Annotated in this window: 14 protein-coding genes and 1 other RNA gene; 8 read left to right on the forward strand and 7 right to left on the reverse strand. The window is 54.3% G+C overall.

What is annotated here, in order from left to right:
* Positions 1 to 42: 42 nt before the first annotated feature.
* Entirely contained in the window at positions 43 to 552 is a 510-nt protein-coding gene (locus B5D49_RS05115; RefSeq protein ID WP_078716598.1) for a phosphatidylglycerophosphatase A family protein, read from the reverse strand.
* A gap of 128 nt (positions 553 to 680) precedes the next feature.
* Between B5D49_RS05115 and B5D49_RS05120 the strand changes: the two genes are divergently transcribed.
* Together B5D49_RS05120 and ffs are read left to right on the forward strand one after the other, a co-directional pair.
* Complete coding sequence (locus B5D49_RS05120) at positions 681 to 1,691, forward strand: glycosyltransferase (protein ID WP_078716599.1); 1,011 nt, start codon at positions 681 to 683, stop codon at positions 1,689 to 1,691.
* Between the two features lie 107 nt (positions 1,692 to 1,798).
* Positions 1,799 to 1,896, forward strand: an RNA gene (ffs, locus tag B5D49_RS05125) — signal recognition particle sRNA small type.
* 46 nt (positions 1,897 to 1,942) lie between these two features.
* On the opposite strand, the gene B5D49_RS05130 is transcribed toward ffs, so the two are convergent.
* Positions 1,943 to 2,710 carry a peptidoglycan recognition protein family protein gene (locus B5D49_RS05130; protein ID WP_078716600.1) on the reverse strand — a complete coding sequence of 256 codons (768 nt, stop codon included), beginning with the start codon at positions 2,708 to 2,710 and terminating at the stop codon, positions 1,943 to 1,945.
* A gap of 131 nt (positions 2,711 to 2,841) precedes the next feature.
* Between B5D49_RS05130 and B5D49_RS05135 the strand changes: the two genes are divergently transcribed.
* Entirely contained in the window at positions 2,842 to 3,588 is a 747-nt protein-coding gene (locus B5D49_RS05135) for a DUF4198 domain-containing protein (protein WP_078716601.1), read from the forward strand.
* A gap of 100 nt (positions 3,589 to 3,688) precedes the next feature.
* Here B5D49_RS05135 and B5D49_RS05140 read toward each other — a convergent pair whose 3' ends face one another.
* Positions 3,689 to 4,150, reverse strand: a complete 462-nt coding sequence (locus B5D49_RS05140) for a glycine zipper domain-containing protein (protein WP_078716602.1) — start codon at positions 4,148 to 4,150, stop codon at positions 3,689 to 3,691.
* A 255-nt stretch (positions 4,151 to 4,405) separates the two neighbouring features.
* Between B5D49_RS05140 and B5D49_RS05145 the strand changes: the two genes are divergently transcribed.
* From B5D49_RS05145 to B5D49_RS05155, 3 genes are all read left to right on the forward strand, one after another.
* Positions 4,406 to 5,656, forward strand: a complete 1,251-nt coding sequence (locus tag B5D49_RS05145; RefSeq protein ID WP_078716603.1) for an OmpP1/FadL family transporter — start codon at positions 4,406 to 4,408, stop codon at positions 5,654 to 5,656.
* Positions 5,657 to 5,777: 121 nt separating this feature from the next.
* Positions 5,778 to 6,503, forward strand: a complete 726-nt coding sequence (locus B5D49_RS05150; RefSeq protein WP_078716604.1) for an energy-coupling factor ABC transporter ATP-binding protein — start codon at positions 5,778 to 5,780, stop codon at positions 6,501 to 6,503.
* Between the two features lie 242 nt (positions 6,504 to 6,745).
* Positions 6,746 to 7,222, forward strand: coding sequence for a hypothetical protein (locus B5D49_RS05155; protein WP_327083005.1), 477 nt, complete (start codon positions 6,746 to 6,748; stop codon positions 7,220 to 7,222).
* Here B5D49_RS05155 and B5D49_RS05160 read toward each other — a convergent pair.
* Both B5D49_RS05160 and B5D49_RS05165 read right to left on the reverse strand, forming a co-directional pair.
* Complete coding sequence (locus B5D49_RS05160) at positions 7,199 to 7,624, reverse strand: MauE/DoxX family redox-associated membrane protein (protein WP_159447139.1); 426 nt, start codon at positions 7,622 to 7,624, stop codon at positions 7,199 to 7,201. The two genes, B5D49_RS05155 and B5D49_RS05160, sit on opposite strands and share 24 nt — an antisense overlap.
* Positions 7,621 to 8,091, reverse strand: coding sequence for a rhodanese-like domain-containing protein (locus B5D49_RS05165; protein ID WP_078716607.1), 471 nt, complete (start codon positions 8,089 to 8,091; stop codon positions 7,621 to 7,623). The genes B5D49_RS05160 and B5D49_RS05165 overlap by 4 nt, the downstream gene beginning before the upstream one ends.
* Before the next feature lie 86 nt (positions 8,092 to 8,177).
* Between B5D49_RS05165 and B5D49_RS05170 the strand changes: the two genes are divergently transcribed.
* Both B5D49_RS05170 and B5D49_RS05175 read left to right on the forward strand, forming a co-directional pair.
* Entirely contained in the window at positions 8,178 to 9,008 is an 831-nt protein-coding gene (locus B5D49_RS05170) for a rhodanese-like domain-containing protein (protein ID WP_159447140.1), read from the forward strand.
* 96 nt (positions 9,009 to 9,104) lie between these two features.
* Positions 9,105 to 9,758, forward strand: coding sequence for a flagellar brake domain-containing protein (locus B5D49_RS05175; RefSeq protein WP_144019178.1), 654 nt, complete (start codon positions 9,105 to 9,107; stop codon positions 9,756 to 9,758).
* Between the two features lie 26 nt (positions 9,759 to 9,784).
* Here B5D49_RS05175 and B5D49_RS05180 read toward each other — a convergent pair whose 3' ends face one another.
* Both B5D49_RS05180 and thrC read right to left on the reverse strand, forming a co-directional pair.
* Positions 9,785 to 10,540 (reverse strand): TlyA family RNA methyltransferase, encoded by a 756-nt coding sequence (locus B5D49_RS05180; protein WP_078716610.1) that lies wholly within the window; start codon positions 10,538 to 10,540, stop codon positions 9,785 to 9,787.
* Between the two features lie 8 nt (positions 10,541 to 10,548).
* The gene (gene thrC, locus B5D49_RS05185) at positions 10,549 to 12,009 is read right to left on the reverse strand and encodes a threonine synthase (protein ID WP_200806769.1); all 1,461 of its coding nucleotides are present in this window, start codon (positions 12,007 to 12,009) and stop codon (positions 10,549 to 10,551) included.
* Positions 12,010 to 12,027 lie beyond the last annotated feature (18 nt).

Here is a 12,027-nt window from a genome sequence, read left to right on the forward strand (position 1 = left end):
ATTTTGTTTTTGATGTCTTGGAAGATGTTGAAGCAGCAGATGTTATGGCAAAGGCAGGCCGATTGCGTTTGCCAGTTTGGGCAATAGCGTAAGGGCTGCTGCAGCATACAAGCCCGCCATAAGATCATCGAGCATGACACCGAACCCACCGGGAAACAGCCGTTCCACCCGGCGGATGGGAAACGGCTTGAGAATGTCGAACAATCGGAACAAGCCAAAGGCCAAGGCGTATTCCCAAAGGCGGGGATAATGAACGAGCGTGGGAACAGTGACGGGCAGCAGGGCGACCCATTGACCGAGAAGTTCGTCAATAACAATGCACCCTGGGTCTGTGGCCTTCAGCACTTGTTCCGCCCTGCCGGAAGCCCATACGCCGATGACCAATACGGGGAGCAGGAGTGCCAGGCGGCCTCCCATAGGAAGCGGGACGAAAAGAAAGGGAGCAAGCAACAGTGCTGCGGCCGAACCCCAAGTACCCGGAGCCATTGGGATGCGCCCCACCGGGCCGAGTGTAGCCAGGGTCACACTGCAACGATTCAGAAAGGTGGACATGAGGACTCCTTGCAAAAGCGATAGTCAACAGCCAGGGATTTGGCACAGCTGGTTTCCTTTGGCAAGGCGATGTTTGCATTTGGTTTTGTGTGAAGCGCACAATGGTTTGACGGGAACGGAGGCTGCAGATGAGTGTCCGGGTTTACTACCATCTTAGTCAATATGTGAGCCATTGTGTGGCCGGGACCAATGCTGTCTCGGCTCTACGCAAAGCCGGCGTGGAGCTTGTGGATTCTCCTCAGGCCGCTGACGTGATCATTGTACATGACGAACCGTCTGTATATCCGTCCTGGAGCACACGATATGCGGGGATAAAAAGGCTTGTGGCCTACTGCGTGTGGGAGGCTGTTGTCCTTCCTGAACAGTATCGCCGGAATCTTTTGGGATTTGACCGTGTTTGGACATGTACGCCCTTTTCGGCCCAAGCCTTCCAAGACGCCGGGTTTGTGAATGTGGACGTTGTGCCGCACGTGGTGCCGCCGCATGCCCCAAGTGATGACGACGTAGCCTTCATGAGGGAGCGGATCGGATATCGACCTGATGTTCGTTATTTTTATACGATTGTTGACTCGATAAACCCTCGAAAAAATTTTTCAACCCTGTTGCATGTTTTCACGTCAACGCTTGGGCGGGATCCCAATGTTCGGTTGATTGTCAAGCAATACCGAGAGCCTTGGGATGTTGGTTCACTACCAAATGTCGTTGACGTTTCAGAACACCTTTCCAAAGGGGAAATGCAGGCGCTGCATGAAGTCGGCGATGTGTACATAAGCGCGCATCATGCCGAGGCATGGGGGCTTCCACTGTCGGAGGCCATGGCAGCGGGTAATCCCGTGATCGCTACCGGCTTTTCCGGGAATATGTTTTTTATGAATGATGAAAACAGCTTTCCGGTACGCTATCATGAGACTTCGGTATCCGATGCCATGCTTCGTGCTGTCCCATTGTTTACCCCGGACATGCGGTGGGGCAACATTGACGAAGGGCACTTGGCCTACTTGCTGCGCAAGGTTTCCCGGGGGCGGATTCCTGCGGGGTTGCCCAGGGCGGCTCGCAAGGAGATGCAGCGTTTCTCGCCGCGGTCCGTGGGGATGCTGATGAAGAATTTGTTGGATCTGTTGCATGCGCCGAGTACATAATAAGTGCGGGAGAATCTCGATGATACCTTTGGGGTTTTTCTTGACGTTGGTTCCCTTTCCACGTAAATACTTCGTCCCGGCACTGGCTGGGCGTTCTTTACATGATCAGAGTGAAGCCGGGCGGCGGTGACGCCGTGAACCCCGTCAGGCCCGAAAGGGAGCAGCGGTAGTGGTTGTCTCCGGGTGCCTGGCTTCTCTCAAAGGCGCGTTTTTCAGTTTATCTGAACAACGCGCCTTTTTGGTTTTATGTTTCAGCGTTGTCGCGGATAGCGTACGCCGGGAGTGGCGTTGTCGTACCGTTTCCGCTGATCCGAGCGACGTGGGATGTCGCTGGTGTGACGATTAGAGTGCTTTTTACGGGTCCTGATTTTTCGTGCCAGTGCAAAAATGAGAAGTCCGGCCAACACTGATCCGCCATGAAGAGCCACCAGAAGGCCTGGATAACTTTCCAGAGATAATCCAGCAGTCTCAAGAATCTGCTTATGCTGCTTGGCAAGGTCCGGTGGGCATTGATCGGCTTTTTGGTTCATCCAGCGGAGGACATCCTCTTTCTGAATATACTGCCCGGGGCACAGGGTTGCATTGACATCGCGGTGAAATAAAACCCGTTCTTGCGAAATGTGAAATTTTTGGCAAAGCTCCCGCAGAACGTGTCCAAGGGCGATTTGCATATGCTCGGGCAGAGGATCGTTTTGGTAGTTACCGATGATGCAGAGGTGAAGTCCTCCCAGGTTGGCTGGCTGGTTGCTGGTGGCGGGACCGGGGAGCAGGTGCCGGTATCGCCCGCTGGCCTCCAGCGCGCCCGGCGGCAGCGATCTGGTGCCGTTGGACATGACCAGTTGGTAGGCTGCGTCGTTCCATCCGCGCTGTTTGTGCAGGTGTCGGATCAGGGCGTAGTCTCCCTCCCGGGTGGCGGAGTGATGGACCACAACCGAGTCGAACCGCCATATGTGGGCAGTGTTCGCCAGGACAATGTTTCCGAGAAGGAGAGCGACAAGGAGAAACCAGCCGATGCGCATGGCGGCTTGTACCAGGAAACGAGGCTCCGGGGCAATGCAGGAATGCCTTCTTTCGTACTCATAATGAAAGCGTGATTGACTCGTGTTACTGCTGGGTGTAGTGTGCCATGCAACAACATTCAGGAGGGAGTATGAAATTTTTTCGAATCAGCATGATGGTTGGGATGGTGCTTTTGTTGCTTGCTTCCAATGCGTTGGCACATTTCGGCATGGTTATCCCGGAACGTGACCAAGTGACCCAGGAAGACAAAAGCCTTGGCCTGACCCTTTCGTTTTCTCATCCATTCGAGGGGCATGGAATGGATTTGGTGAAGCCCGAGAAGTTTGACGTCTATTTTGAAGGAAAGGCCACCAGTCTGCTTGAGACGCTCAAGCCTGCAACCGTGATGGACCACAAGGCCTGGACTGCGGAATATGCCGTAAAGCGCCCGGGAATGTATACCTTTGTTATGGAGCCGAAAGCCTATCCGGAACCGGCGGAAGACAACTATATCATCCATTACACAAAGACCGTGGTGGATGCCTTTGAAGGCGGTGAGGAATGGAACCAGCCTCTGGGCATCAAGACCGAGATCGTTCCGCTTACGCGGCCGTTCGGCAACTATGCGGGCAATGTCTTCCAGGGCGTTGTTCTGGTGGATGGTGAGCCTGCGCCGTACGTGCGTGTTGAGGTGGAATACTATAACCAGGACGGTTCCCGTGAGGCTCCTACGGGTCGCATGATCACGCAGGAAGTTCTGGCCGACGGAAACGGCGTCTTTACGTTTGCCTGCCCGTGGAAGGGCTGGTGGGGTTTTGCGGCGTTGACCGATGCTGATTACAAAATCGAAGGAAAGGATGTGGAACTCGGTGCCGTGCTGTGGGTTGAGATGCAGTAGCATTACTGCATAGCACGGCGGTTTATCCGCATATGCAAAGGGCGTCCACCGGTTGTGGTGGGCGCCCTTCGTGTGTGGTTCCGGCTGCTGAATTCGCAGGTTATGGTTCCATGGATTCGGGAGCCAATGGCTCAAGAAATTGGGATTCCGGTTCAGACTTATACAGCAGTCGGAGCATGTCCGGCACCATCTCATCCGGAAAGGCTCCGATGAATCCGCCAAAGCCCGCCCCCAGGCATGCGCCTACAGCGGTGTGCAGGTCATCACCGGCAATGGCCTGAAGAATGATGCCCAACACCGCTCCCACCAAGGCGCCGATGATTACGCCGTCGTTGCTCTGGCCCATGTAGGCGCTTCGGCCGCGGATCACTCGCAGGGTGTTTTTCATAAAAAAGCCTAAAAAACTGCCAAGAAATCCCGTTGTCCCAACCAGAATCAGACCGCTGAAGAAGTTGAAGCCCATTCCCTGATGCGCCCAGTGTTGCTCAACAGCTCCGGCGCATCCTCCGGTAAGCATCAATCCAAAAAAGCATCGTTGCCGAATTTTCGCGAGAGTGGTCACGCTTCCTCCTGCCTGCAAATAAAGTGTTGGTGCGTGCCGGCTGTGCACGACGCATGGTCTTGATGGAAAATTATCTTCCGTTGTTGATCTCATCGGCTAATTGCGGGGATTGTTTATGTTTACTTTTGCAATTTTTATGGGTATGAGGCGGAAGCCCTCTGTTACAAAAGTGTTTTGCGGAGAGAACCCCCGCTGAGAGCGTGGTTCAACAACCCCTGTCGTTGGAAAATTGCAGGGCTTTGTGTGAGTGTGGAGATGAAGAAGGAAGCTGTATGGATTTTTATTGCCCTTGGAATGTGGGCGCTCACTTCTATAGCCTTGACGCCGCAGGTCCAGGCGGCAGGTTTCGGGCTGTATGAATGGAGTAACCGCGGTAACGCCATGGGGGGGGCTTTGGTGGCCACCCAGGATCCTGACGCGTCTGCCGTGGCCTACAACCCTGCGAGCATGACCCGTCTTGAAGGGATTCAGGCCATGACGGGCGTTACGCTCATTGCTCCCAGCGCGGACGTCAACATCAAGGGTGGGGAGCACGTCACCACCAAGGGCAAGGTCTACGCCCCCCCGCACGCCTATGCCACTTTCCAGATCAATGATTGGCTTTGGTTCGGCGTCGGCGAGTTCACCCGCTTTGGTCTTGGAACGAACTATGACCATGACTGGCAGGGAGCAGCCAATATTTACAAGGCGAGCGTGGAGACCTTCTCCGTGAATCCGAGTCTGGCGGCCAAGCTGTCGGATGAGCTTTCTTTGGCCGTGGGCGTGGAGTACGTATATGGCAAGATGGATTTGCGGAAGAACCTTCGTCACACGGTCATCGCACCTGGTCCCACGTACGGCAACGAGTGGATCATGTATCCTGAAGGGGACGCTTGGACCTGGAACGCCGGAATGCACTATGTCCCTAACGATTGGCTTTCTTTTGGTCTGACCTACCGTGATTGGTATGAATTTGAAGGAACCGGCGACGGTCATTTCACCAATGCGGCCGGTGATGACGACATCACCATGAGTGCCCGTTTCCCGGCTTCCGTGACCATGGGCGTGGCCGTGAAACCCATGGACAATTTGACCGTTGAGTTCGATTACATCTGGACGGAGTGGAGTTCCCTGTCGGCCATGTATTACGAATTTAGCGACAAGACGGTGACTGCTATTCCTGAAATCACGGGAAACGAAATCACCTCCAAGAAGCATTATCGCGATGCAAGCCGCATCCAGCTGGGTATGGAGTACCTCGTGGATGATCAGCTGACGCTTCGTATGGGATATGTCTTTGACCAAAGCCCTCAAAATCCGGAATACGCGGATTACATGCTGCCTTCCAACGACCGCCACATCGTGAGCAGCGGTATCGGCTATGATTGGGGTGATTGGACTACGGACGTCTCCCTGATGTATCTCTGGGCCAAGGATCGCGACATTAACAACGCCGTTGTTCAGGATACGGAAATTCGTAACTGTACGACATGGCTGGGCGGCGTATCCATTGGGTACAAATTCTAACGTTTGATTCGAATCGGTTGTCGGGCGGTCCTTTTCAAGGGCCGCCTTTTTTCTGTGCTTGACCAACGTGTGGCGGGTCACTAGCTTCTAATCCCCACAGAACATTCTGGAGAAGAATACGATGATCCGTCTTAACGGCGTAAGCTATACGTACCAGGACTCCACCCAGGCGGTACATGAGGTCGATCTGACGCTGCAGGAGGGCGGAGTGCATCTGCTGGCCGGAACGAACGGCAGCGGGAAGTCCACGTTGCTGTCTTTGTTGGCTGGGCTTGTTCAGCCTTCCTCTGGCTGCGCGTTTGTTGGGCAAGCGAGCGGGGAGGATATCCGCGATGTGTCCCGTCTGGTCTTGCAGGATGCGGATTTGCAACTGCTGGGAGCGACCGTGGGGGAGGATGCGATGCTCGGGCGAGAGACACGTCCCCAAGCCGAGGAAGAGGCTCGACTGTTTTTGCGGAGTTTTGACCTGGAGTCCTGTTGGGAGCGTCCCGTACATACCCTGTCTGGTGGTATGAAGCGTAAATTGTGTTTGGTTACGGCGCTTCTGGATGCGCCGCAAGTGCTTCTCCTGGATGAGCCGTTCAGTGGGCTGGACTACCCTGCGATTTTGGAGTTGCGTCGGATTGTGCGCGACAACAAGCGCAAAGGGATGACGCAGGTGTTGGCGGTGCATGACCTGGAACCGGTTATTGATCTTGCCGACACGCTCAGCGTGTTATCGCAGGGAGGGCTTGCGTTGCACGGGAAACCGGAACACGTGCTGGACCATGTTCGGCGTTTTGGGGTCCGGCCTCCCGCGGCATGGCAGGCGGGGCTTGGAATCGTCCCTTGGGACGGCAAGCAATGAGTGGACGAAAAACAAAGGCCGGATTCACCCTTTGCGAGTTGGATCCGAGGGTGAAAATCCTTTGTGCCGTTGGACTCGGTGTCCTTGTGTGGCGATCATCCTGGATTGGTTTGGGGAGTTATTGCTTTTTTTTGCTTGTCATTGTCCTCGCGCATCTGAACGCATGGCAGGGCGGTAAGAGGCTGATTAGGACATACCTGGCGTTTGTCATTTTTTGGACTGTGGCCAAAGGGGCATTGGATTTGGCGTGGGGGACCGCTCCGCAGGTTGCATTGCTTCAGGCGGTGTTGGTGGGGACACGCGTTTCTTGTTTGTTGCTGTTGGGCGTTGCCCTTACTTTGGTAACTTCTGCCCGGCAATTGGGCCGGGGGCTGTGCAGTTTGTTCCGACCGGTTCTTGGCCGGGAAGCTGCGTGGAAGACCGCTTTGGCCTTTTCCCTGATGATTCATTTTTTGCCGCTGACCTGGCAACGCGTTGATGACGTGCGACGGACGGTACAGCTTCGATGTCCCAATTTGCCATGGCGACGGCGGATACCACTGCTGGTGTCGGCATCGCTGCGTGGGTTGGCCATGATCCCTTGGCAGCAATCATTGGGGGTGGCGGCCCGGGGGCTGGATCATTCCGATGCCTGGGAAAGCAATCTGCCGTTTGTCTGTTCGCATTGGGTGCTTGGGCTGATGTTTCTTGCCGTGTCAGCGGGACTTTCGTTGCTTTAGCACCAGTTTGATAAAAACGGTGAATGATAACAGCCAAATGAGCGAATCGCGGGCCAGGGACCAAAGAGTGTCGGCCTGGGCGGAAGGATCCGTGGTGAAACAGCCACAGGCCACATCCAGCCCTCGAACATAGTTGAATGCCAGGGCGCTGAGGAAGATGGTCATCAGGAGAGTGACCGTGAAGGCGGCTCCCCGCGGCATGATATTGAACGTCAGGGCGAGGCCGCAAAGAAATTCCAGCATGGGGAGCACCAGGGCTGCCCCATTGACCAAAACATCCGGTAATATCTGATAGTTTTGAACGATTTGAGCAAAAGCTTCAGGGTGTTGCAGCTTGTCGAAGCTGGCTAAGAGAAAGATGATTCCAAGAAGTGTTTGCAAGGGGGAGATCGTACGTTTCATTGTCCTGCCTCCAACAGACCGCCGCTGGCAAACCATCCGCTGATTCCTTGGGGCATGACCTGGACCCGGATTCCATCCTTGGCTGCTAATGCAGCGAAATTTTCCGCCATTCCGCATTCCGGACCACTGCAATATGCGATGATGCGCAACGCTTCGGATCGATCTTTGGCTTCCGTATAAGGAATACTGAGTGCGCCGCTCACATGTCCATCCGAATATTCCAACGCGGAGCGCACATCAACGAAGATTACGCCGCCTTCCAGAGCCATTTCCATGGCTTGAACCGGGGTGACCGTGGCAACATCTTTGGAACCGTCATGCTCGGCTGTGGAGGGATCCACGGGAACGGAAAATAAGGGGAGACTGTTGGACCGAAGATGGTTGGCCGCTACAGCAAGAAGAACCGAAAGAAGAAGAAGCCCGAAGGCTTCTCCAAAAAAGTAGCGCCAGATATTTGATTTTCGCATAGCCTTTTTTTATCTTTTCAGGTTATAATGTATAGTGATGATACACTGACCCATAACGCTTGGCAATGCAGTGGGGGAGCCAACTCGTGAAACATTTGGATCCGGATACGGCTCGCACCTTGCTTGCCAAAGGACACCCTGGTGATTTCGAAGTCCTGGATGTTCGTCAGGAATGGGAATACTCCGAGATGCATGTTCCTGGTGCCCGGCTTATTCCTTTGCCGCAACTGGCGGACAAAATCCGGGAGTTGGATCCGGATCGTCCTCTGATCGTGTACTGCCGTTCCGGGGCAAGAAGTCATTCCGCAGCACAATATCTTGAGGGCCATGGCTTTTCTGACGTTTCAAATTTACAGGGCGGCATCATGGCTTGGCAAGGAGAAACTGCGGAAGGTGCCTGGCAGTTGGGGCTGGATCTTCTGTCGTCCTTGGGTGATTTGGCGGATGTTTTCTCCGCTGCCTATAATATGGAATTTTGTCTGGCGGATTTTTATTCCCGCCTGGCGGATCAATCCTCGCAGGAGGCTGTGCGGAAGCTTTTTCATGAACTTGCCGGGTTTGAAGACAAACATATGAATGCAATTTATGCCCTGTACCGGCGAAGTGTGGAACCTGCTCTGGACCGTGCCTCCTTTGCAGCCAGGACGATGCATTCCATTGGGGAAGGCGGGGTTGCGCCGCAGTGGTTTCTTCATGATGAGCAGAGGATTTTGAACAGTGTCTCGGGTGGTTGTGAACTGGCCATGTCCATTGAGGCACAGGCCTTGGATTTTTATTCCCGCTGCGCCCAACATGCTGAAACAGGCGAGCAGGCATCTGTTTTTTTCCGTTTGGCCAAGGAGGAACAGAGCCATTTACGCATGATTGGGCGTTTTTTTGATGCCGCAGCCAAGGACGGTTCTGCAGTAGCCTCTTGATTCTGACGGTTCATTTGAAGCCGATAGAAGCCGGTTTGTCCGGTTTCTTTTTGATGTGTGCAACGCGAAATCTATTACAAGCTGGATGTTTGGTTCATGGATATCAGTATTGGTGGAAGCGTGCTCATGGAGTCGAGTGGGGCACTGGACCGGATTAAATGCCATATGGTTGGCTACGTGAAGGATGAATACGTGTTGTTGCGGGTGCCGCTTGTTCCGGGTATTCGCAGCCGGGTTCCCGAAGGGGCTTCCTTGACGTTTCGGTATCTTCGCCACGGAAAGTTGGTTTCGTTTCGTTCCGTGGTCAAAAATTATATCGCCACCCCGTATTCTTTACTTTTTGTGACCTACCCAAACCGGTTGGATTTCCATGAACTGCGGAATGAAAAACGATATACCTGCAATTTTCCCGCGTTGATCCAGGCCTTTTCTCAAGAATATTCCGGTTTATTGCTGGACCTCAGCCCTGGGGGGTGCCGATTTTTTTTTGACGATAAAAACGTTGAACCTCCTGGGAATCTACGCATTGATTTGTGGCTTCGCGGAACCTTTCGGCCGCCAAATACCGAGCCGATTCCGTTCCGGGGGCAGATTGTTTCGTTGGCCGGGTATAGCAGAACAAGAACTGTGAACCTACGTTTTGCGCCAGATCAAGCGCCGCTGACCTCGGAATTGCGTGAGTATATGAGCGAAACCCAGGAAATGCTGGATCGTATGCATGCCCTGGATACGGATTATTGTGCGGGGTGAGTGCGTCCCCTGGAAGTGGTCTGCAGCTATCTTTTGGGGGAATTTTGCAAGAGCGCTAGGTATTCCTGGTTGCCTTTCGGGCCTTTGATGGACGAGGGAACGACATCCGTAACGGTAAGCCCGAGTTCCTGTTGTGCAAATTCACGAACCAGAGTGACCGCTTGCAGCCGGTCTGCTTCGTTCCGCACAACACCTTTGTGGTTTTTTTCCGGTCCCAATTCAAATTGTGGTTTGATGAGCACGACCAGAAATCCGGCGGGCGACAGATAGTGCATGCAGGCAGGAAGAATTCGCGTCAATGAGATAAACGATACGTCCATGACCACCGCGTCTACGGTTTCCGGCAGCAAATCCGCTGGGGCCGTGCGCAGATTGGTGTTTTCCATGCTGATCACGCGAGGGTCATTGCGTAGTTTTTCATGGAGTTGCGCGGTTCCCACATCCACGGCGTAGACTTTCTGCGCCCCGTGCTGGAGCAGGCAGTCCGTAAAGCCTCCTGTGGAAGCTCCGGCATCGAGGCAAGTTAAACCCTCGAAATCCAGATTGAAGTGCTCAATGGCTGTGAGTAGTTTGTACCCTCCACGACTTACGAAACGTTCCGCCTCCTTCAGTTCCAGAAGATCGTCTTCGCGCAGTTGTTGACCGGGTTTGTCCACAAGAACAGGCGTACCCTTGGTCACCAGCAGGGCTTGACCGGCCATGATCAGGCGTTTTGCCTTTTCACGGCTCTCGGCCAGTCCCTGCTGAAACAAAAGCTGATCCGCCCGAATGCGTTTCGCCATGCCTGCCTCTATTTTTTTTCCAGGCCCAGGCGGTTTACAATATTCGTTGCGGCGGCCACGGCATACTCTTCCGGGGGAAGGCGGTCGCGTTCCGATGCGTCAATGACCGGAGTCGGAAGGTTGGCCATTTCTGGGTTCGGTGTGACTTCAAATTCCGGGGGGAACCTGTCTTGGAAGTACATATTTTGGAAGTCGACGAATTTAAGCTGATGCGCGGTGGAGTCGAGGACAGCGAGTTCCGACGGAGAAATAAGCCCCAATTTTCCGGCCCTGGTGGCACCGGCCAAACACTCGCCGCCCTGGGTACAGGCGATGTGACCGTTGCGGTTAGCCAGAATCATGCCTTCCATGATCTGTTGCTCCGTGACCTGCACAACCTGGAAGGCACCAGGGCCGCCAATGGCTTCAAAACGTTCTGCAAAATGGCGAACACGTGGAAATGAGACCGGGTTGCCGATCATGGCGGCCTGGGCCACGGAAGGTGTCACCTGGACCGGCTCAAACAGGCGCTCGGTTGGATCTTCAACCGCATAGTAACGGAATACTGGATCGGCGTGATGGGACTGAACCCCGAAGATTCTCGGTAAATCTGAGATGATTTCCAGTTGATGCAGCTTCAGAAAACCTGCCATGATGGCCGTGACATTGCCTGCGTTGCCAATGGGGACAAAAATGCACTTGTCGGCCACATCCCAATCAAACCACTGCGCAATTTCAAAGGCGTAGGACTCTTGTCCCAGGATACGCCAGGCGTTTTTGGAGTTGAGCAGCGCCACCCGGTAGTTGTCGGCGAGGTGTTCCACCACTTTCATGCAGTCGTCAAAGACACCGGGTACCTCCAGCACCGTGGCGCCGCTTCCCAAGGGTTGGGCGAGCTGCTGGGGTGTGACCTTGCCCTGCGGGAGGATGACAACGCTTTGGACCGGACCGCCGATGGCGGAAGCATACAGGGCGGCAGCAGCAGAAGTATCGCCGGTGGACGCGCAAACCGTGAGAACCTGGTCCCAATGGTTTTTGCGGATGAGATGTTGCAGGTAGCTGAAAGCACAGGCCATGCCCCGATCCTTGAAGGAGGCCGAGGGGTTCTGCCCGTCGTTTTTGAATGCCGCGGTCACTCCGGTAGTCTGCTGGAGATTGGCGGGAGACTTCACAATGGGAGTGTTGCCTTCGCCAAGGTACAAAATGTCTTCTTCTTCAAGCACCGGGGCGATCAGTTCGTAAAAACGGAAGATACCGCGCAAAGCCGTGTTCTTCGTGCCTGCGCGTGCGTCGAACAAAGCACGCCACTCAGCGCCGGAGGTTTTTTTCAGCTGTTCGAAGTCAAGATTTTCCAAAAGAAAAACCCCGCCGCATTCCGGGCAGGTATAGAGCAGTTCGTCAATGGGGAAACGTTTGCCGCAACCCAGACAGACGTATTCCATGCGGCCCCGATAAACGGGGAAAGAGTTGGCGTCGATTGTGGTGGACATGATGATTCCTTTGTATCT

The organism is Paucidesulfovibrio gracilis DSM 16080 (assembly GCF_900167125.1).
GTDB classification, from domain to species: Bacteria; Desulfobacterota; Desulfovibrionia; order Desulfovibrionales; family Desulfovibrionaceae; genus Paucidesulfovibrio; species Paucidesulfovibrio gracilis.